The organism is Butyrivibrio hungatei (assembly GCF_001858005.1).
GTDB lineage: Bacteria > Bacillota > Clostridia > Lachnospirales > Lachnospiraceae > Butyrivibrio > Butyrivibrio hungatei.
This window is the reverse complement of sequence record NZ_CP017831.1, coordinates 2128073-2150017: the sequence shown is the minus strand read 5'-3', so window position 1 is coordinate 2150017 and position 21945 is coordinate 2128073. Positions and strand designations below refer to the sequence as shown.

The 21945-nt window shown below is 38.2% G+C and carries 23 protein-coding genes; 14 read left to right on the top strand and 9 right to left on the bottom strand.

From position 1 onward, the window contains the following. Window positions 1-9 precede the first annotated feature (9 nt). Genes essC through bhn_RS09895 form a run of 10 tightly spaced genes read left to right on the top strand, consistent with a single transcriptional unit; the run spans window position 10 to window position 9391 of the window. Complete coding sequence (essC, locus tag bhn_RS09935; protein WP_071176558.1) at window positions 10-4560, top strand: type VII secretion protein EssC; 4551 nt, start codon at window positions 10-12, stop codon at window positions 4558-4560. Then, complete coding sequence (locus tag bhn_RS09930) at window positions 4550-5368, top strand: FHA domain-containing protein (RefSeq protein WP_071176557.1); 819 nt, start codon at window positions 4550-4552, stop codon at window positions 5366-5368. The genes essC and bhn_RS09930 overlap by 11 nt, the downstream gene beginning before the upstream one ends. A 17-nt stretch (window positions 5369-5385) precedes the next feature. Further along, a complete protein-coding gene (locus bhn_RS09925) occupies window positions 5386-6384 on the top strand; it encodes an AAA family ATPase (RefSeq protein ID WP_071176556.1) in 999 nt (332 codons plus the stop codon). 18 nt (window positions 6385-6402) lie between these two features. Then, window positions 6403-6534 carry a hypothetical protein gene (locus bhn_RS16025; RefSeq protein ID WP_257786642.1) on the top strand — a complete coding sequence of 44 codons (132 nt, stop codon included), beginning with the start codon at window positions 6403-6405 and terminating at the stop codon, window positions 6532-6534. Then, window positions 6534-6983, top strand: coding sequence for a toxin-antitoxin system YwqK family antitoxin (locus bhn_RS09920; RefSeq protein WP_071176555.1), 450 nt, complete (start codon window positions 6534-6536; stop codon window positions 6981-6983). Before bhn_RS16025 ends, bhn_RS09920 begins: the two co-directional genes overlap by 1 nt. Then, window positions 6955-7692: an endonuclease V gene (locus bhn_RS09915; RefSeq protein ID WP_236845904.1), complete on the top strand. Its 738-nt coding sequence runs from the start codon at window positions 6955-6957 to the stop codon at window positions 7690-7692. Before bhn_RS09920 ends, bhn_RS09915 begins: the two co-directional genes overlap by 29 nt. Beyond that, a complete protein-coding gene (locus tag bhn_RS09910; protein ID WP_071176554.1) occupies window positions 7682-8131 on the top strand; it encodes an Imm30 family immunity protein in 450 nt (149 codons plus the stop codon). The genes bhn_RS09915 and bhn_RS09910 overlap by 11 nt, the downstream gene beginning before the upstream one ends. Window positions 8132-8157: 26 nt before the next feature. After that, window positions 8158-8424 carry an FHA domain-containing protein gene (locus bhn_RS16135; RefSeq protein ID WP_071176553.1) on the top strand — a complete coding sequence of 89 codons (267 nt, stop codon included), beginning with the start codon at window positions 8158-8160 and terminating at the stop codon, window positions 8422-8424. Further along, complete coding sequence (locus bhn_RS09900; RefSeq protein ID WP_162493383.1) at window positions 8379-8735, top strand: hypothetical protein; 357 nt, start codon at window positions 8379-8381, stop codon at window positions 8733-8735. The genes bhn_RS16135 and bhn_RS09900 overlap by 46 nt, the downstream gene beginning before the upstream one ends. Window positions 8736-8767: 32 nt before the next feature. Further along, complete coding sequence (locus tag bhn_RS09895; protein WP_071176551.1) at window positions 8768-9391, top strand: hypothetical protein; 624 nt, start codon at window positions 8768-8770, stop codon at window positions 9389-9391. Window positions 9392-9481: 90 nt separating this feature from the next. Here the strand turns inward: bhn_RS09895 and bhn_RS09890 are convergent, their stop codons facing one another. The 9 genes from bhn_RS09890 to bhn_RS09850 form a co-directional block, all read right to left on the bottom strand. Continuing rightward, on the bottom strand, window positions 9482-9844 hold the full coding sequence (locus bhn_RS09890; protein WP_022764589.1) for a response regulator: 363 nt from the start codon (window positions 9842-9844) through the stop codon (window positions 9482-9484). A 158-nt stretch (window positions 9845-10002) separates the two neighbouring features. Next, a complete protein-coding gene (locus bhn_RS09885; protein WP_071176550.1) occupies window positions 10003-10386 on the bottom strand; it encodes a hypothetical protein in 384 nt (127 codons plus the stop codon). Beyond that, the gene (locus bhn_RS09880; RefSeq protein WP_071176549.1) at window positions 10379-10918 is read right to left on the bottom strand and encodes a hypothetical protein; all 540 of its coding nucleotides are present in this window, start codon (window positions 10916-10918) and stop codon (window positions 10379-10381) included. Before bhn_RS09880 ends, bhn_RS09885 begins: the two co-directional genes overlap by 8 nt. Further along, a complete protein-coding gene (locus bhn_RS09875; protein ID WP_071176548.1) occupies window positions 10918-11406 on the bottom strand; it encodes a DUF4860 domain-containing protein in 489 nt (162 codons plus the stop codon). Before bhn_RS09875 ends, bhn_RS09880 begins: the two co-directional genes overlap by 1 nt. Before the next feature lie 9 nt (window positions 11407-11415). Then, window positions 11416-11760, bottom strand: a complete 345-nt coding sequence (locus bhn_RS09870; protein ID WP_071176547.1) for a hypothetical protein — start codon at window positions 11758-11760, stop codon at window positions 11416-11418. Between the two features lie 9 nt (window positions 11761-11769). Continuing rightward, window positions 11770-12822: a type II secretion system F family protein gene (locus bhn_RS09865; RefSeq protein WP_071176546.1), complete on the bottom strand. Its 1053-nt coding sequence runs from the start codon at window positions 12820-12822 to the stop codon at window positions 11770-11772. A gap of 18 nt (window positions 12823-12840) precedes the next feature. After that, a complete protein-coding gene (locus tag bhn_RS09860) occupies window positions 12841-13827 on the bottom strand; it encodes a transglutaminase-like domain-containing protein (RefSeq protein WP_071176545.1) in 987 nt (328 codons plus the stop codon). After that, window positions 13802-14539, bottom strand: a complete 738-nt coding sequence (locus bhn_RS09855) for a GGDEF domain-containing protein (RefSeq protein ID WP_071176544.1) — start codon at window positions 14537-14539, stop codon at window positions 13802-13804. The genes bhn_RS09860 and bhn_RS09855 overlap by 26 nt, the downstream gene beginning before the upstream one ends. An 80-nt stretch (window positions 14540-14619) precedes the next feature. Continuing rightward, on the bottom strand, window positions 14620-15438 hold the full coding sequence (locus bhn_RS09850; RefSeq protein WP_071176543.1) for a histidinol-phosphatase HisJ family protein: 819 nt from the start codon (window positions 15436-15438) through the stop codon (window positions 14620-14622). 224 nt (window positions 15439-15662) lie between these two features. Here bhn_RS09850 and gap point away from each other — a divergent pair, with 224 nt between their 5' ends. From gap to bhn_RS09830, 4 genes are all read left to right on the top strand, one after another. After that, a complete protein-coding gene (gene gap, locus bhn_RS09845; protein WP_026652051.1) occupies window positions 15663-16688 on the top strand; it encodes a type I glyceraldehyde-3-phosphate dehydrogenase in 1026 nt (341 codons plus the stop codon). A 164-nt stretch (window positions 16689-16852) separates the two neighbouring features. Then, complete coding sequence (locus tag bhn_RS09840; protein WP_071176542.1) at window positions 16853-18091, top strand: phosphoglycerate kinase; 1239 nt, start codon at window positions 16853-16855, stop codon at window positions 18089-18091. 103 nt (window positions 18092-18194) lie between these two features. After that, window positions 18195-18941 carry a triose-phosphate isomerase gene (gene tpiA, locus bhn_RS09835; RefSeq protein WP_071176541.1) on the top strand — a complete coding sequence of 249 codons (747 nt, stop codon included), beginning with the start codon at window positions 18195-18197 and terminating at the stop codon, window positions 18939-18941. A 235-nt stretch (window positions 18942-19176) separates the two neighbouring features. After that, complete coding sequence (locus tag bhn_RS09830; RefSeq protein WP_071176540.1) at window positions 19177-21507, top strand: glycoside hydrolase family 2 TIM barrel-domain containing protein; 2331 nt, start codon at window positions 19177-19179, stop codon at window positions 21505-21507. Window positions 21508-21945: the final 438 nt, after the last annotated feature.

Sequence of the window (21945 nt, the reverse complement as noted above, 5' to 3'; positions counted from 1 at the left end):
GATATTGAGATGGATTATAAATTATCGATATATGGAAATAAGATAAACAAAGATGTTGTTATTACCGAGGATATGGATACCTTATCTTTGGGAACATACAAGGAATGTCAGATTTATTTTAAAAGAAATAAATTTTATAGTGATTACAAAATAGAGATATCAAGGCAGGGTGACAATTTCATAGCATCCTGCGATGGTGAAGTGTATTTTGTATCAAGACAAAATCCAAATATAAAAGAAGAGTTAACAGTATTAATTCCTGGAGAGCGAGTTGAGATCAGATATCAGGAATCTAATACTACTTTTTTATATTTGGATTTTTCTTTTGATTTTGGAAATATTCAGGATAACTACCTGCTTATCATAGACACGCCTGTTGGCGGCAATTATGTCATAGGACGAGTGGATAACGCTGATGTATTCGTTGATGACGACAGACTTGGAAATGATTATATTGTATATTCTCATTTGGGACAGGGAATGTATGAGATAGATCTGTCCAATTCCAAGTATGGAATAACAGTTAATGGAGTGTTTTGCAATGAAAAGAGAATAGCTCTTAGCGATAAGCAGTTCTTTTCTCTAAGTGGTCATATCTTTTTCATAGATGGTGATCAGCTCAGGACATCCAGCATCTCACAGACATCTACTAAATTAGCGTGTAAGAAGATTGAGGAATCCAATAATGCACTTGAGTATCCAAGATTTATCAGAAGTGTAAGACAAAGATATGCGGTTCAAGATACTAGACTAAAGGTCATAGCTCCACCTAATAAACCGTCTGAACCAACTAAGAGCTATTTACTCTCCTTGCTTCCAACAGTAATCACAATGGGCGGAATGATGGCGCTTAGAATAGCTATGGGTAGAAGCGGAATTTATGTTTTTTATTTCGCTTTTTTCATGGTGAGCAGTATTATTGTTTCCATTATGAGAATGGTACAGGTTCGCAAAAACTACAAAAAGAAATTAGTAGAAAGAGTTGAGAAGTATCAAAACTACATAGATAACAAGGTAAAAGCTATTGAGGAAGCAAGGGCAGAAGAAAAGCTAATCTTGAATAAGATGGAGATTTCTGCAGAAACATCTCTTGAGGAAATAGAAAATTTTGATGCTCATCTTTTTGAAAAAGAGAAGGACCACTCTGATTATTTGAACATAAGTGTAGGTAAAGGTACAGAACTATCAAATAACCAGATTGAATATGGGGCTAGAGAAAAACTGGAAGTAGAGGATGAGTATGTCAACTATCCAGAACAGATACATGACTGTTATGAGTACATAGACGATGTACCAGTTATGCTGAATCTCCATGACAATAATGCAGTGGGCATCATTGGTAACAGGGATAAGCTTCTTGGCTTTTTGAAAAACGTGATCATATCCCTTTCTGCTCAACATTTCTATAGTGACCTCAAGATTTTTCTGATCATGGATGAGTGTGATGTAAAAGACCTCTCTTGGGTGCGTTGGATCAAGCATACTACGGATGATAATGGAAGAAGACTTTTTATATACGATGAAGAGAGTGCTAAGACAGGAAAAGAGTACCTTTTTAATCTGTTATCAAAGAGAGAAAATGCCGGAAAAAAAGAAGCTTTTTGCGATTACGTGGTTCTTGTGTATCGTTCTGAGATGATCAGCGGACACCCTATCAACAGATTTGTTGAGAACGCTAGAAAACTTGGCTTTACGTTTGTGTTTTTTGAAGAACATGAAGAACTGATAAATCATGATTGTGACGAAAGAGTATTTCTTGATGTAAACCAGAACAAGGGGTATGTGCAGAATGTATCCGATGGAACTGTTCGTCATGAATTTGATTACAAAGAGTTGCCTGATGAAAGAGTGCTAAAGGCAGCAGAGAAAATGGCAGGAATGTTCGTTGACGAGATGAGTATAGAAAATGGACTTCCTAAAAATGTAAGCCTATACGACATTCTTGGAATCTTAAATGCCTATGATCTTGATCTTGGAAAAAGATGGAAAGAATCTAAGATTTATGAAAGCATGGCTGCACCACTTGGGGTTAGAGCTGATGGAGCAACCATTTCACTTGATATACATGAGAAGGCTCATGGACCACATGGACTTGTGGCTGGAACTACAGGCTCTGGTAAGTCAGAGATAATTCAGTCCTTTGTATTATCTCTTGCAAGTTTGTTTCATCCTTACGAAGTTGGCTTTATCATCATCGACTTTAAGGGTGGTGGAATGGCAAATCAGTTCAAGAACCTCCCACATATGAATGGAGCTATCACAAATATTGATGGCAAGCAGATAGACAGATCACTTAGTTCCATTAAAGCGGAGCTCTTAAAAAGACAGGAATTGTTTGCTAAATATGAAGTTAACCACATTGATGACTATATAAAACTATTTAAGGAAAACGTTACACCAACACCGCTTCCTCATTTGGTTCTTATTGTGGATGAGTTTGCTGAGCTCAAAAACGAGCATCCTGAGTTCATGAAAGAACTTATCAGTGCTGCACGTATCGGCCGAAGCCTTGGCGTACATCTGATTCTGGCAACCCAGAAGCCGGCTGGCGTTGTAAATGATCAGATTTGGAGTAATTCAAGGTTTAAGCTCTGTTTGAAGGTTCAGGATAATAGAGATAGTAATGAAGTACTCAAGTCACCTCTTGCTGCAGAGATAAAAGAACCAGGTAGAGCTTATCTTCAAGTGGGAAATAATGAGTTGTTTGAACTATTCCAGTCTGGATATAGTGGAGCTACAACTCACGTTGAAGGACTTGATGAAAAGAGTAAGTACGAGATAAATGTTGTGGGATTAGATGGATCAAGACTTACTGTCTACAAGCAGGGCGACGAGAAGAGTGAGGGTGAGGAAACTCAGCTAGATGCGATCATAGCAAGGATTGGCGAGTATTGTGAACAAATGAAGATAGAGCCTCTTTCACCTATATGTCTGCCACCGCTTGAAGAGAAGATAAGAATCCCTGATAAGGAGCTTGATAAAACTGATGATGTGGTGATCGACATAGGAATATATGATGATCCATCCAAGCAATCTCAGGCAGCAGATTATCTAAATCTTACCCAGGAAAATGTGCTGATAATTGGTACGTCCCAATCAGGAAAGACTAATACGTTACAGACAATCATCAAGAGAGTAGCAGATAATTATCCTCCTCAGGAAGTAGCTTTTTACATAATGGACTTTGCATCTACTATGATGTGCAATTTTGCTTCACTTGCACATGTATCAGATGTAGCTACTGAGGATGAGACTGAGAAGGTCAAGAACCTACTGAAGATGCTGGAAAAGGAAATAAATACGAGAAAAGCTCTTTTATCTGAGTATGGTATCAGTTCTTACAGCGCTTACAGGCAATCTGGAAAAAGAGATATTCCTCAGATAGTTTTCATTTTAGAAAATTATCTTGCATTTAAAGAAGCCTATCCTGGCTTTATAGATTCTTTGGTTGAAGTGTGTAGAGAAGGTAATTCAATGGGAATTACAACTATAATCACTGCTCCTCAGGTAAACGGAGTTAGTAATAAGATCATTTCGTCAAGTTCCAAACGATTGGTACTTAACAGTAATGACAAGATGGATTATGACCTTCTATTCAGAAAATGTAAGCTAAGACCGGATGAGTATCCAGGAAGAGGAATTACGCAGATTGACCGAAATATTTTTGAAATACAGATATATCAGGCATTTGACGCAGAACGTGAGATTGACAAGATTGGACAGATAAGGGAATTCATTGCTGGTGTAAATACAAAGTATAGCGATTATGTTAAAAATGCTATACCTGTTGTTCCAGCTGTATATACTGAAGATTTTGTCTACAAGAATTATCCAGCAATCAAGTGGGAGCCATATCAGTTGCTTCTGTGCATGAATTATTCAGATACTGCGCCAGTGTTTATTAATCTGGCTGTCAAAAATATGCTTGCTATCGCTGGACAACAGAAGCATACAGGTAGAAAGAGTTACATCAATTATATTATTAAGTCTCTTGATGCCAGAAGAGAAGAGGCGCCTGTTGAATTTTATGTTTTGGATTCATATGACCGTCTAATGAAGGATTGTGCTCACCTTGAGTCAGTAAAGACATATACTCTTAATCCTGAAGATATTGATAAACAGATAGATATGATAGTCACAACTCTATCAAAGAGAAAAGAGAGTATTCTTGCAGGGCATTTGGATGCACTGGAAAAAGAGCCACTTATTGTGATCGTTTTGGGCTCATCAGAATATTATACGATAGCTTCTTCGTCTTCTATGAGTATGAATAGATTCAGGGATATCGTTAATAAATATAAGAGTATGAAAGTGGCTATCATATTGACGGATGTACCTAATGCATCTGTTACCTATGGCGCAAATGAGCTTACCCGTATTGTTACAGGATATAAACATATTCTCATGTACGAGAATATCGGAAACCTTAAGGTTATTGAGCCTACTAATAGTTTCAAAGCAGCTCATAGCAAGCCATTAAAACCTGGTGAAATGTTTATGTTTAAAGAAGGTGATCTGTTTAAAGGAAAGACACCTGTATGGAGAGAAGATGAAATTTGAAAGACATGAATCATATATTCTAGCCGTATTAGAGGAGAAGGAAAGGTGGTCTGAACTGGGGCTAAAAGCAGTATGCTCCTTGAATACGGATAAGGTTATCTTACCTGCGAAGATATACATGAATGGGGAACCGCAGATTATCTACCCGATTGATGGGCTTACCAGTCTGAGCGGCTATAGCTCTTTTGCAGGAGATATAGCTAAAGTTATAGCGCTTGTTGATAATAGTGAATTTTTGGAAAGAAGTTATGTACAGATCAGTGAGCAGTACATATTTGGAGATTCAAAAGATAATACTGCAAAGTTTTTTGTAGCACCTGTCATAAGAGAAGATGCCAAAGACAAGGAATGTGAAAATGCTACGTGGGGAAAACAATGTGAGAGTGTTATTGAGAAAATGACAGGGCAGGAATTCTCTGAAACATTCGGTAGTATAGACCACTTATTAAGTGGAATGAATACGGAAAAGAGCTTCGATAAATTGGAAGACAAAGGACGTGATGAAAATTCAGAGCTTGTTCTGAGGTATCAAGGTGACTATGGGCATTTTGCTCTTTATGACAGCGCCGATATTTTCAGGATTGGTAATTCCGTCGACGTAGAAGGAACAATAACTATCAATCCATCAATAAGTAGGCTTCACTGCGTGATTGAAAGAGAAGATGGCGAGTACTTTATTGAGGATGCTAACAGCTGTAACGGAACATATATGGATGGGAAGCGCCTTCAGGATGGCGAAAAGATTCATATTAAAAACGGCGACAAAATAAAGCTCTCAGACATGGAGTTTGCAGTAGAGATCAGGTAATAAACAGAGGAAAAGAAATGGGAATGAAGGTTAGGATTTCCAGTCCGGATAAAGAATATATCGATAAGATTGTGGGAAAACTTGTTTCTAGAATGAGACGAGACATTAGCTTGGAATTTATTACAGATGAAAAAGCATTTGTTGCTTCAAGAACAGCTTTACACAGAGTAAATGTGGAGTTTGTTGACGAAGCCTTTATGAATAAAGCATCTGGAAAAAATGTGGCTGATGTTACATTTTTGATTGGAGAACATATAAATACCGGGCTTGTTGTTAATAAGATAGAGGGCTCTGAAGCAATACTTAGGATTCTGGGAGATGAGGTGCTTAAGGATACTGATGTTAAAAGAAAATGTCAGATTGTTGCGGTGTCTTCCCCCTATGGAGGATCTGGCAAGACTATAACTGCACTTTCTATTGCCGCCAGACTTTCTCAAATGAATAGGAAGGTACTCTACATTGATGCGGAAAATATGCAGAACTATTACGAGAAGCTTGATGCGGGTAAGTTTATGCTAGATTACGCAAGTAAGGATCTTGCGGCAGCAGTCATTAACCTGACCAGTGATTCCTATGAGAAGATCAAGAAGAACATAGTTCATGGTGAATTTGACTACCTTCCAGCCTTTGAGAAATATCTTTTTCATTATCATCTTACTCCGGCAATGCTCAATAGCCTTGCCCACACTTTTGCAGCAAAGGGAGAGTATGACTATGTGATAGTAGAGCAGGAGTGTGCTGTTACTCCAGAACTTTTGCAGGATATCATGGATGATACTCGTCATGTAGTTGTAACAAACAGGCCATTAAACGATAGCAGACTAAAAAAGTATTTGGATCTGTTTGAAGGATATGGTGGATATACAGTAATAGTGCAGACAGAAGCTGTATTAGATGATGATTTACAGTACATTACCATGCCGCTTGCTGAAAGGATTTCATTAGACCTTGATTGCGATATGGGTGAAATACTAGAAAGAGGACATTACAGAAAGGCCGCAGAAGCTGTTTTATAAAAACAGCGTGTAAGAGACGTGTCACAGGAAAATATTTTAGAAGCATCAGGTAGCGGATATGCCCCGCAGACATTTAAGACAAACAAGACCAACTGGCTTGATAGGTTTAACGCATACAACTCTGATGAAATGGATAAGGAGAAATACTGATGGAAATATTATCTTCTAGTGAAGTTATAAGTAAGGGTGTTGAATTTATAGGAGAAGTTTGCTTTTCTGGTGAATACGGAGAACAAGTTTATACTAAAGAAGATTACGAGGGGGGAGTTCCTATAGAAGGGATATTATATGAAAAGTATGAAAATGGTAATTTGGCATATTATGCTTTCTATCATGAAGGAATTCCGCAAGGACAACGGGTTCGATTTTATCCTTCTGGAAGAGTTAAAAGCTATTGCATAATGGATGCAGGAACAGTTGATGGCTATTATACTGAGTGGTATGAAAACGGCAATATTAAATGTACCAAATACTGTAAGTATGGATTGACAATACAAATGAAAGAATATGATATACAGGGGAACATTGCCGCTGAAAAGAAAGAATTGAAAGATAGTGAAAAAAGTATTTTTGAAAAAAGAAAAAGATTATATGGGTGATAAGAACATAGTCTATGAAGAGCAACATATAAAAGAATTATTTGAAAAAAAGCAAGAAGAATTGCAGTCAAAGATAGAATTGAATAACATGGTGACAATAGACACGCTTCATAATGTGGCGGGTGTGGATTTGGCATATTGGAAAAATAAGGATAAAGAATATGCATGTTGTTGTATAGTGGTTTATGACTATAAGACTTTGGAAGTGATAGAAAAAAAGAGTAGCGTGGGAGAGGTGACGGTTCCTTATATTGCAGGTTGTTTAGCTTTTCGAGAGTACGAATTATTTGAGAAAACAGCACAGTTGCTGGAAAATAATGTAGATTTGTATATGTTTGATGGAAATGGATATTTACATCCAAGACATATGGGATTAGCAACTTATGCGGGGATAATGCTTGGAAAACCAACTATTGGGGTGGCAAAGTCTTTCTATAAGTTTATTGATTTTGATTATTCTAATCTTAAACCTGAAGAAGGGAATTACATAGATATTGTTATTGGTGGGGAAGTATATGGCAGAGTATTACGAACACACACTGGAGTAAAGCCGATATTTGTTTCGGTAGGGAATATGATAGATTTAGAAGTGGCAACAAAAATAGTAATGAATATGATTGGTGAAGAAAGTCATATTCCAATAACTACTAGATATGCAGATATTATGACACACGAAGTCAGGAAAAATAGATTAAGTAATGAAAAATGAAATAATAAATGCTTTAAAACAGAATAGATTATTGAGAAATCAGGAAGAAATTTGCATTTTTGAAAATGCATTAGAAAGATTAGCTATTGACTATTCAGAGGATGATATTGCAGAAATATGCGCAATATTTGATGATGACACTAATGATACAGAAGTGATGTTTGGAATGGTCCACTTGTTAGAAACGATTTCTACAAAGAAAGCATACTTAAATACTATATATGGGATAGTGTCAATGTATAAGAAAGCTCCGGAATGGGCAAAAACTATAATGTATAGATGCTTGAACGATGATTATTCTGTTGAAGTAATTAAGCAATTGTATATTGATTTACCGCAGAATGTTAAAGCTTCTTTTACTGGGGTGCTTGAAAAAATTAAGAATGAAGATGAAGACATGTTTGGTAATGCAATTGACAGAATTATACAAAATATCTAGATGTTGAGTGTAGCATAGTCAACCAAATGGTGCAGCATCAACAACATGCATTGTGGCTAATTAGCAGACAACATGCGGCTATAAATGTCATGCCGGATGGAACATATATCGAAGACCTTGGTTCAACTAATGCAAAAGTGATAAATCATGTAGAAATAGATGTGATAGTTCGGTGTAGACAATTAGAAAAAGCATTGATATTACAGCTAAGGAAATTGGTTTTTAAACAACTAAGAGTACTGCTAATGTGGGATTGTATACGCCAGGATATACGAATACCTATAAAGAAATAATGACTTCTCCTGGAACTGATGGAATGCACGGATTGGCAGCACTATGTGGTTGGGACGCAGATACAGCTTATGCTATTAAGCAAGAGATAGATTCCCATACTGAGTTTACAGATGACCAGAAAACGGATATGAAAAATCTAGTAACTGGTGGATATGTAATTGATGAAAATACAAGTTATTCTCAGCTATATGATTACTTGGACACTATTAATACAGACTATGAATCAGTTAAGCAAGATAGTACTGTTGATGCTGTACCTGGAGTAACCGTTTTTGAAGGCTGGAATAGCGGCGTTAATGCTTTGAGATAATTGAAAAAAGGCTTAAAGGGGAAAATAAAAACATGAAAAAAGACAGACCATTACTTGTTTATATGTTAGTTGCAGCTACTGTATTGCTTCTTAGAATTATCAATTTGTTTGTGCCTGTTAATCTTACTTTGTTATTTGCGTTTTTGGCAGTAGTTAGAGCTATATTTGCAAAGAAAAGTGCTGATTATGTTAATGACAAATATGTGGGAATAAAGGAAAACTCAGAACTGATCGTGTCAAGAATTGATGCAGAAGAATACCTGCCTAAGGCACACAGAGCTTTTAGATATCTGGCTTGGCTTTGCACGGCTGATGCTGTGTCATCAGTGATTTGTGCTTTTGCTAATCCAGACGCGGTATTGCAGGTGAGCTTTGGAGTTATGGTTTTGCAACAGGCTTTGGATATTATTGGAATGACTATGATAGCAATGTTTGTGAATGAAAATGAATCTTTTTATTTCAGGGTAGGAATCATTTGGATTCTCTTGATATTATTACAGGCCGTTTATTCAGTGGTAACAGTTGTGATAGCTTTCCAAGGTAACGTTAAGAAAACTACTGCAAGCGTAATGATGCTTTACTTGATCATGATACTGTATTTCTTATATAGATATACAATCGTTAAAAACTTTGAAGAAAATGGAAGCAATAGATGATAAATCCGCAGTAAGCTAATACACGAAAAATACCCCGTTTCCAATAGGAAACGGGGTTTGTAATCTCATTAAAGCTCTGCGAAGAGAAGATTAGCCGATAGCTTTCTTAACAGCTTCGAGAACACGATCAGCCTGGAATGGCTTAACGATGAAATCCTTTGCGCCAGCCTGAATAGACTCAATAACCATGGCCTGCTGACCCATAGCAGAACACATGATGCAAACAGCGTTAGGATCTGCTGCTTTGATTCCTTTCAGTGCGCCGATACCATCAAGCTCAGGCATTGTGATATCAAGAGTTACAAGGTCGGGTTTCAACTCATTATATTTCTCGATTGCAACTTTGCCGTTCTCTGCTTCGCCTGCAATTTCATAGCCATTCTTTGAAAGAATGTCCTTAAGCATCATGCGCATGAAAGCGGCGTCATCAGTAATGAGTATTCTTTTTCCCATATTGAACCTCCAATAAGTATTTTAGTTGCTAAGAAAATGAAGTTTTCTTTGTTTTCAAAATTATATATATAGTTCAGTACATAATCTATTGTACCACAACATTTATGCTGTGGGCGTTAAAACGTTATGCAAATCATAAAAATTTGATAAAGTTTTGATTACTTTTGTTGAACAGGAAGTGAGTAATCGTACTCGAAGTCCCCGTCGTTGACAATTTGCCACTGAGTAATAATATAATCTGCGTCTTTTTTTATTAACGTAATATTAAGTGATTGATTGTCGCTAATTGGTATATTTTTCTTTATTATACCATGTTCTTCTTCATTGTCATAGCCTGAATAAACAGAGGCAACAAAAGCATTGCCCTCATGACAGGCATTGTAGTATATTTTTTGTCTTTCTGCAAGATTATTACTCAAATTGTAATCAGCCTTAGAATTGACCAGAGTAAGGGTTGCAAATGATATGAGGCTGAGAACGGCAAATATCAGCATGATAGAGGCACTACCAACATGAGCGCCGGTGCTTCTTTTCTTACTCATTTGCTGCCTCCTTTCTAAGATATACATCCACTTTGTTATCGATGATGATGATATCTGGATCATCAGGTATTTCTGAGAACACTTCTTCAGTGTTTCTGATATCTATTACTGCAATATGCCCTGTCATGGCATTTCCTGAGATCTTTCCTTTGTACTCAGAAACATCGGCGTAGACAAGTCTTGCGCTGTTTTTTTGAGTGGTCAAAAGAACTTCATATGAAGCTTTTGTAACATCATCAGATACAATTTCCCAGTTCTTGTCAAAGAACAGCATGAGAGTGTTGTGAGAAACAAATGCGGTAGGATAGAGCTCTGCGATCTTTTTGATGTCTCCATTTTGTCCGTAAAAGGCCTCGGACATGTTCTGAGACCAGGTCACTGCGTTGTTCAGGTTAACGGTCTTTTCAGCCAGGATATGAGCAGAAAAGAAGAGCCTTACACATACTGCAGATGCAAGGGAAAAGAAGAATATCGCTATGATGAGCTCCATGAGAAATAAGCTCGTTTTCGAATTAGTCTGCTTGTTTAACATTAAATGCCTTCACTTTTTCTGGCGATGAACATCGATTCATCCTCGCCGTCTTTTAGGATCAGATCTACAGATAAAAGAGAATCTGACACGTAATCCACATTAAATGAGGTTATCTCAAGGATTTTTTGACCTGATTGTGGATAAATATCTTTAAGATCTGCTCTTGCGTACAATTCCATCAGATATCCGTCGTAGCTGTAGATATAGGTGTTATAGAGAGCACCATCTATCTCATCTTGCAACACTAACGCGTGTTGATCAAAGATGTCTTCCACATAGATCCTTCCCTGATCATCAGCCTGTCTTACCTTTTCTGTTACATAGGCACAGGCGATACGACGAGAGTAGTTATCTGACATGGCAGATACATTCTTTTTATAAATATTGGCTCCTATAGTGATGACAGCAAGAGCTGACAGCACAAACAGGAACATGAGACACAGGATAAATACTGCGTCTATCACATGACTTTTTTTGCTAAGCTTCATACTATCCTCTTATTTGGAAATCTGGATCACTGTTACATCCGGATACAGATTGGATGCTATAGGCTGGTAATCCACAAAAAATGTAGTCTTGTCATAAGTAAGACCGTAATGATCTTCCAGATACTGAAGATCAGGAGGGTACTGGCCTTCAATGGAATAGCACTGGACAATATCCCTTGAAAGGGCATTTTCCAGTGACTCTTTTTGCTTTTCTATGGTGCTTCTGCCAGAGGCATCAACTGCCAGATAAAAAAGCACGGCGATAGCTATAAAGATCACAACTGAAAAGATTCTGTAGACCTGATCTGAAATGCCAAGTATTCTATTTTCTTTTGACTCGAATCTGTTAGTCATAGCTTTTCCTTATCCGATAGTTGACATTATGCCCATGAGAGGCAGGATAACCGATAATAGGATCATACCAACGATTATGGACATGATGATTACAAGAGTTGGCTCAAGAACTGATATCAGAGAAAAAATCTTACGTTCTGTCTCATGTTCAAATCTTTCAGCAATCTGTTTCATTGCTTTATCCATAGAACCTGATTTAAAGCCTACAGTTACCATCTGTGAATAGAAGGAAGTGAAGATCTTTGATTTTTCAAGAGCTTCTGGAAAACTGTCTCCATCTAAAAGTAGAGTAGAACAGGTCTCGATTTTCTTTTTCATAGCATCGGTTTCAACAAGTCTTTTTACCAGTGATAAGCTCTCGTAAGTATCCATGCCGCTTGAAAGAGTAAGGACCATGCCACTTGCAAAACGTTCACTTTCAAGCTCTTCCAAGAGTTTTTTTGTTGGGCGGAATTTTTCCATAAGCCTGCCAAAGGCTTTTTTACCACCTGTTGTGTATGAATAATAGAAGAATAGAAGGGCTAGAAGAACCAAAATGCCCACGAATACGATGGAGTACTTGTTCAGGATATTGCCGGCATTTAAAAGAGACTGTGAAAAACCGCTCATGTTGGTGCCAAGCTGAGCAAATACCTGTTCAAATATGGGAAGTACCTTGATAACAAGTACCAGAATGACGATGAGCATCATGAATACCATGATAAGAGGGTAGCTTACGGCGTTCTTGATGTTGGCCTGTATGCTGTCTTCTCGCTCATAGTAGTCGGCAAGAGAATCCATGACTACGTCGATGTTTCCGGACTCTTCGCCTATAGTCACCATGTGAATGACATAATCAGGGAATACGCCGCTCATGTTGAGAGCAACATGGAATTTTTCACCGCTTGTGAGAACCTGACTGATAGAAGAGAGTATTTTGCGGGCTGCAGGGTCATTTTGCTCTTCCATAAGGATGTCTATGCCATCACTTGGAGTTATTCCTGCTTTCATCAAAAGAGCCATCTGTCTGCAAAAACTTGCAATCTCATAGTTGTTTAGTTTTTTTGCAATTTCTTTCTTCATATCGTCCCTCTAAGAAAATTAATAGATATATTTTACGGAGTAATTTGAGCCGTCGCCAATGAAGGAACGAAGCTCTTTTTCTCCTGTATTGGATGCAAAAGTTGGATCCATAAGTGACCATTTGGCACCATCAAATTCTATCATACCATTGACCCAGCCAATGTCCTTGATATAAGTACTGATCCACGCGTGATACGCGGTTCCTGCATAACCGACCTCCATTCTGGTAGGAATCTGCTGGCTTCTTAGCATACTGCTCATAAGTACAGCGTAATCAAGGCAGATGCCTTTTTTGGTGGATAGAACTTCATCTATGTCAGGAATATAGCCACTTTGAACTGTTTCAGCTTCTTCGTAGTCATAGTTGATATTTTCAATGAGGTAATTGTATATCGAAGACACCACCTCAAGATCGTTGTTACAGCTGTAGCTTAGTTCAGCACCTTTAGCGATGGCCTGATCATCTTTACTAAAATCAACATACTGATTTGGGTAAAGGAACGGAAGGTTGGCATCTCTTAATGTAACATCTAGGGGCTTTGTAAACACCATGGAATACTGTGTGCCACTTATGTTTTCAAAAACATTTATGATATATTCGCCGTCACCTGACTGAAGCGGAAAAACTTCGTCTTTTGGCTCCGATGTCGAAAGATTATAGGTATAGGTGGTTTCATTTGGACCTGTGATCTGGAGCTTAACCTTAGGGCTGGATCCGATATATCTTACCATTACATAACCTTCAGCTGAATTGGATGCGTCAAGTACTGCAAATTCGTTTTCATAAATGACAGTTCCTGAAGCCTCTGGAACAAGACATACTGGCGTATTGTCTCTTGTTCCTTTGACATGCTCTGCTTCTTCTGATGGAAGAGTGCTTGCAGTGGAAGATGACCTTGGAGTTTCAGCTTCTTCGGAACATCCCGCTAGTATGGAAGATATGATAAGGCTTCCAATGACAGGTATTAAGATTTTTTTATTAAGAAAGAATCTGTGGAATTTCATGTATTCTCCTGTAGCCAAGAGATATGACGTCTGTGATCTTGTCCATGTGCTCAAGACTATTAAGGACTTTTGAATAGGAGACTTCTATAGGAGCTCCTACATTTAGTTCATTGTAACCATGGATTCTCTTGGTCAGATCCATAAGAAACATATCTATCTTAGTATTGTCGCAGTCTTCCAAAAGAACTATGAACTCATTTCCGCCATTTCGGCCGATATAACCATATTCGTTACCGACATCTTCTAGTATGCTGCTAAATTCAGCTATCAGATTATTGCCTTCTTTGTGACTACTGCCAGAATTTATATCTTTTAAATTATTGAGCTGCATTAGAATAAAACCTAGGTTTGGAAGCTTGTCTGATTCAGAATATTCCTGGATCAGAAGGTCACAGCTATATCTGTTTGGAAGCCCTGTGAGCTTGTCCAAAAATGCCAGGGTTGAGAGCCTTTTTTCTATTGATGCAGTTCTTTTGAGAATATAGATATCAAGAAAAATGCTGGCGATGACAATAAGAATGCGAAGTCCTACGACTGTAAAGTAAGGCGCCATGAATTCACGGTTAGCGTTATAGGTCTCTATGTTTTTAAAGAAAAAAAATGCCAAAACAAAATTCAGAAAAAGTATAAGGAATAAAGTTAATATTTTGTAAGTGAAGATGGCTTTATATATATGAGCTCTTTTCTTTTTATCATAGAATTCAGACTTCATCAGATATCCTCCAATACATATATATCAATATTCTACTATAATTTTTATTTTGTATAAAGTTTGACCAAATAAAAATGGTATCAGAGTTTGTGAGCAATAGGCTTTCTTTTATCGAAAGTGTAATACTCAGTGAATCCGCAGGCCTTTGCAATCTCTACTGCTTCTTCGAATTTGACGCCAACCTTTTCTGGATTGTGAGCATCTGCGCCAAAAGTAATGATGCGGCCGCCCAGCTCATGGTAGCGCTTAAGTGCATCAGGACATGGGTTGGTGCTGAAGCTATCTCCGTAGCTAAGGGCTTTGGAATTAAAATCTAGGCCTTTATCATGTTCGATAAGATAAAGGAGTATTTCGTCGATCTGTTCTTTGAACCTTTGATAACTGTATGTGGTGTCGCCTTCTGGAACATATCTTGCCAGATAATCAAGGTGACCAAGAACATCAAAATCATTGAAGAGCTTTATATTTTCTAATGTGAGTTCAAAATATCTTTTGAAATTATTTTCTACAGAGTCAGTATCCCAGAAACCGCCGTAAAATGGATCTCTTTTGTCTATCAGGTGAACAGAGGCTATTACAAAATCAAAGTCTCCATCTTTGACAAAATCCAAGTTCTTTTGGGCAATATGTGGCTGCATTCCAACTTCAACTCCAAAGTTTATCTTTATCTGACCCTTATATTTTTCTTTATATAAAAGGTATTCATCGTGATAAGCTTTGTAATCAAGGTCGAAGGTTCCAAGTGGAAGATCTTCGAATTCTGGGTAATCGTAGTCGAGATGCTCTGTGAAACATATTTCTTTTAATCCTCTTTGAATTGAGCTTTCTATCATATCTTTCATAGGAGCATCAGAGTCTCCTGAATTGTGTGTGTGCATGTGATAATCTGCTGGTAACATAGTCTAAGCCTTTCTTTATAAAGCAGTCAGCAAGTAACATTTAATATTATAGCTTTTTTATTTATATTAATGAACTTGGATAGTTAAAAAGATTTTTCACAATCTTACTTGATTTATGCTGTAAAGTTTATTAGAATTGTAAGTGCTGATAAAAAATTATCAATTTGAAATGATAAGTAACAGCAACAAAAAATATATATAATTCATTTTAGGAGGAACTTAAAATGGCAGTAAAAGTAGCAATCAATGGTTTTGGCCGTATTGGTCGTCTTGCATTCAGACAGATGTTTGAGCACGAGGGAACAGAGATCGTAGCAATCAACGATCTTACAGATCCTAAGATGCTTGCTCACCTTCTTAAGTATGATTCATCACAGGGCAAGTACAAGTACGCTGATAAGGTTTCATTCAGCGATCACTCAATCACAGTAAATGGTAAAGAGATCGAGATCTACAAGGAGGCTGATGCTAATAACCTTCCTTGGGGTAAGATCGGTGTAGACGTAGTTCTTGAGTGTACAGGTTTCTACACATCAAAGGATAAGGCTCAGGCACACATCAACGCTGGTGCAAAGAAGGTTGTTATTTCTGCTCCTGCAGGAAATGATCTTCCTACTATCGTATATAACGTTAACCACGAGACACTTACAGCAGATGATAACATCATCTCAGCTGCATCTTGCACAACAAACTGCCTTGCACCTATGGCAAAGGCTCTTAACGACTACGCTCCAATCCAGTCTGGTATCATGGCAACAATCCATGCTTACACAGGTGATCAGATGATCCTTGACGGACCACAGAGAAAGGGTGACCTTAGAAGAGCACGTGCAGGCGCTGTTAACATCGTTCCTAACTCAACAGGTGCTGCAAAGGCTATCGGTCTTGTAATCCCAGAACTTAACGGCAAGCTCATCGGAGCTGCTCAGAGAGTTCCTGTACCTACAGGTTCAACAACACTTCTCTTCGCAGTTGTTAAGTCAGCTACAGAAGTAACAAAGGATTCTATCAACGCAGCTATGAAGAAGGCTTCAGATCCTGAGACATTCGGTTACAACGAGGATGAGATCGTATCTTCAGATATCGTTGGAATGACATATGGTTCACTCTTCGATGCTACACAGACAATGGTTACAAAGATCGGTGATGACCTTTACGAAGTTCAGGTTGTTTCATGGTATGACAACGAGAACTCATACACATCACAGATGGTTCGTACAATCAAGTACTTTGAGAAGTTCGTTAAGTGAGAATCCGCTGAGGTTCTTTCGAAGCGATGATTCGAACTTAGTTCTGTCGAGCATCGTAAGATGCGAGAGCAGAACTACCTTGTGAATCCAACTTAAAGAGATCTTATTTAAGAGGTCCGGTCCAAGTGGGCCGGACCTTTTTTAAACAGATAAGGAGAAAAATTATGTCATTAAACAAAAAATCAGTAGATGATATTAACGTAAAGGGCCGTCGTGTTCTTGTTCGTTGTGATTTCAACGTACCTCTTAAGAATGGTGAGATCACAGACGAGACTAGAATCGTTGCAGCTCTTCCTACAATCAATAAGCTTATCAAAGATGGTGGAAAGGTTATCCTTTGCTCACACCTTGGTAAGGTAAAGAATGGCCCTAACGAGGGCGAGTCACTTGCTCCAGTAGCAAAGAGACTTTCAGAGAAACTTGGCAAGGAAGTTAAGTTCGTAGCTGACTACAATGTAACTGGTGCTGATGCTACAGCTGCTGTTGCAGCTATGAATGAGGGAGATGTAGTTCTTCTTCAGAATACACGTTTCAGAGGCAAGGAAGAGACTAAGCCTGAAGAGGCTGGTGAGGCTTTTGCAAAAGAGCTTGCTGATCTTGCTGATGATTATGTATGCGACGCTTTTGGTTCAGCTCACAGAGCACACGCTTCTGTAGCTGGTGTTACAAAGTTCATCACAGAAAAGGGCGGAAGCAATGTAGTTGGTTACCTTATGCAGAAGGAAATCGACTTCCTTGGAAACGCAGTTGAGAATCCAGTAAGACCTTTCGTAGCTATTCTTGGTGGTGCTAAGGTTGCTGATAAGCTCAACGTTATCAATACTCTTCTTGAGAAGTGCGATACTCTTATCATCGGTGGTGGTATGGCTTACACATTCCTTAAGGCTAAGGGATATGAAGTTGGTAAGTCACTTCTTGATGAGACAAAGGTTGATTATTGTAAGGAAATGATGGAGAAGGCTGACAAGCTCGGCAAGAAGCTTCTTCTTCCTGTTGATGCTGTATGCATCGATGAGTTCCCTAACCCTATCGACAATCCTTCAATCAACACAACAGTTGTTGATGCTGATAAGATTCCTGCTGACAAAGAGGGTGCTGATATCGGACCTAAGACAATCGCTCTTTACTCAGAGGCAGTTAAGTCTGCTAAGACAGTAGTATGGAACGGACCTATGGGCGTATTCGAGAACCCAGTTCTTGCAACAGGTACAAAGGAAGTTGCTAAGGCACTTTCAGAGACATCTGCTACAACAATCATCGGTGGTGGTGATAGTGCTGCAGCTGTTAACCAGCTTGGCTATGCTGACAAGATGAGCCACATCTCAACAGGTGGTGGAGCATCTCTTGAGTTCCTTGAGGGCAAGAAGCTTCCTGGCGTTTATGCAGCTGACAATAAAGACTGAACACTTTGCGAGGTTTTATCGAGCTTAGTGTGAAACTTGTTCTGTCGAGTGCCATCGGCACGAGAGCAGAACCTCATTATTACAATTTGGAGGAACTTTATATATGTCTAGAAGACGTATTATTGCGGGCAACTGGAAAATGAACAAGACTCCTAGCGAGGCAGTTGCATTATGCGCAGAGCTTAAAGATTTAGTAAAGAATGATGCTGTAGACGTAGTTTACTGCGTACCAGCAATCGATATCGTACCTGTAGTAGAGGCTGTTAAGGGCACAAACGTACATGTTGGTGCTGAGAACTTCTACATCGTAGACAATGGTGCATTCACAGGTGAGATTTCAGCTCCTATGCTCAAGGATGCTGGAGTAGAGTATGTTATCATTGGACATTCTGAGAGAAGAGATATCTTCGGCGAGAACGATATCCTTATCAACCAGAAGGTTAAGAAGGCATTCGCTTCAGGTCTTACACCAATCCTTTGCTGTGGTGAGTCACTTGCACTTCGTAAGGCTGACACATACAAGGAGTGGATCGAGAGACAGATCACTTGGGATCTTGATGGCGTAACAGCAGATCAGGTTAAGAAGCTTGTTATCGCTTACGAGCCAATCTGGGCTATCGGAACAGGTGAGACAGCTACAGCTGATCAGGCTGAGGAAGTTTGCGGACTTATCCGTGCACTTATCGCTAAGCTTTATGATCAGGCAACAGCTGATGAAGTTCGTATCCAGTACGGCGGATCAATGAACGCTGGTAACGCTGCTGAGCTTCTTTCAAAGCCAAACATCGATGGTGGACTTATTGGTGGTGCAAGCCTTAAGCCTGACTTTGGTAAGATTGTTAATGCATAATATTTTCGAATATTGATATTTTTTGACCCGGGAAGTTTTAAGTTCAATCCTAAAACTTTCCGGGTTTTTTATGTTCATGATCTGAAACATTGGATGTTATCCTGAATTTCCTATCACATATGAAAATAAAGTTGAAAATGCAAGAAAAAGTGAAGAAAGTAAAAGGAATTGAATTGGGCATTTTGCTAGAATCAAAATGAGTTATCAGCTATTTTAAAAGACTAGGAGAGAAGGCATGCAGGAACTTAAGAGTTTTAATGATGGTTGGAAGTTTCATTTTGGGGATATAGAAACTATCAGAAATAGATGGGGATGGGCTAAATCAGGATCTTTTAACCAGGGACCTGAGAGTAAAGCATATGATGATTCAGACTGGAAGAATGTTACACTTCCTCACGACTTTGTGTTTGAAACAAAGGTCTATGATTATTCTGAAAAAGAATTTGGAAAAGATAATACGATACCTGCTATGGAGGATGTAAATAATGCCCATACTACAGCGGGATCTTTTGATAAAAATGTTGGATGGTATAGAAAGCATTTCTTTATCCCTGAGGAATATGAGGGAAAGAAGATATACCTTATCTTTGATGGCATCTATAGAGATTCCTGGATATATTTAAATGAATTTTTTGTTGAGCATGAGCCAAGCGGTTATTCAAGGATTATTCTTGATATCACGGATATTGCGGCCTATGGAGAAGAAAATATTCTCTCTATCAAGTGCGACGCAAGGCAGGCGGAAGGCTGGTTTTATGAAGGGGGCGGAATCTACAGAAATGCCTACCTTAAAGTAGTAGAAGAAAAGCATATCGAGGATGCCTTTATTCATGGAACTCCGGTGGAAAATAACGGAGTACACATGAATTTTTCCTGCAGATTATGTAACCTTGAGGGATATGATCAGAAATATCTTAATCTTGAGATTTGCGAAAAGAGAACTGGTAAGGTTGTTAAGAAGATCGATTATGATCTTGAGGAAATAATATCAGAACCAATAGATAAGTATGAAGAGACTGATGAAAAGCTGATCTTTGAGCTTGGAGATGGTGACTTGAGATTAGTAACGTCTTTTGAATTTGAAGAAGATGAAGTGAAAATGTGGTCGCTTGATGATACTAATCTATATGAGCTTATCATTACTCTTATTGACGGAGACGAGATCTGCAATGTTGATAAGAAGACCTTTGGTATCAGGAATATTGAATTTGATAATAATAAAGGATTTCTTTTAAATGGTGAGCAGGTCAAGATAAAGGGAGTTTGCTGTCATCAGAATCATGGCGGACTTGGAAGTGCTGTTCCAAAAGAGGTTATGCGTTATCGAATTAAGAAACTTAAAGAAATGGGAGCCAATGGTTATAGAGGAGCACATTATCCTTTGGCAGAGGATTTTCTTTCTATATGCGATGAAGAGGGAATGGTTGTAATGCTTGAGACAAGAGTTTTATCAAGCGCATCAAAAGACCTCTCGGAGCTTGAAAGAATGGTGAAGATAGCCCGTAATCACCCAAGCGTTATCATGTATTCTATCGGAAACGAAGAAGCCCAGACCCAGACAACAAGTCAGGGAGCAAGGATTGCCAGGACAATGAAGAAATTCATAAAACATCTTGATCCATATACACCTGTTACCATGGCTCTTTTGATGCTGGACATGAAGACTAATACTCAGATAGAGGATTATAAGCTGCTTGAAGGAATATTTAAAGAACTTGATGTGGCAGGTTTTAATTATCACAGTGACCTCTATGAGAAATTTCATAGGGAATATCCGGATATACCATTTATATGTACAGAGCAGGGCACATTTAAGTCAACAAGAGGTTGTTATAAAACTGATGCTCAAAAGTGTCATCTTGCTATCAACGAGAAAAGAGACTGGTACATGTTTGGGGCAGAAAGGTGGCGCCATTGCAAACCTGAATGGATAAGTGGACTCTTTATATGGACAGGATTTGATTATTATGGAGAACCTACTCCATTTGCATGGCCAGCTATTAGTAGTCAGTTCGGAGCTATGGATCTTTGTGGAAATCCAAAGGACTTTTATTATTTCTATAAGTCATGGTGGAGTAAAGATGAAGTGATCCATGCTTATCCTGATATGAATGGGGAGACCGGAGTTCCTACTGACTATTATGTTTTTTCCAATGCGGAAGAAGTTGAGCTTATCCTAAATGGAAAGAGCTACGGAAAAAAAGCTATGAAAGATGGAGATTATCTTATTTGGGAAAATATCCTTTCTGAGCATGGTAAGATGGAAGTGGTTGGCTATAGGAATGGAAAAGAGGTATCTAGAGAGGTTAATGAAACGGCGGATAAAAAGTCTGCAAGGCTTGAAGTAACAGAGGATTACAGAGAAGGAAATATTGTGATTCGTAAGATAGCTCTTTTAGATAAAAATAGAAATCTAGTGCCAAATGCAGATGTTAGATTCGATATTCCTAAGGAATGGGGAGAATTTCTTGGAGCGTCGAATGGTGATCCTTCTGATCATACGCCTGGCAAAGCGGGATATGTTAATACCTTCCATGGATTAGCTCAGGTGATAACAAGAAAATAAAAAATGAATTAAGCCCTTGAATTGTCAGACAATTCAAGGGCTTTTGTTATGAGAATACCATAATATGTTACATTGGATGTTACAAAAAGGAAATTAATTAAAAATATATAAGTTCAAAATAATGTTATAAATTAGTTTTGAAGATGATAAAATTAATGATATAAAGTATTCCACAATATTCGCAAAACTAAAAGAGCGCATGAACACTGAGGATTTAGGATATGACCGTAAATGAAAATGGGATGCTTAAAATGTTAAGTAAAAGTTTACAAATATATTCAGAAAAAATTGGTTAAAATACAGAATATCACCAAATTTTCTGATAATAGCACTTTTTGATAAATATGGAGCATTTTTTGAGAAGTACGTTTTGGGAGGTAATGCTAGTATGTACTTGCTTGAGTAATCTTAAACGTTTAAGTATCAGAAAAGAAACTA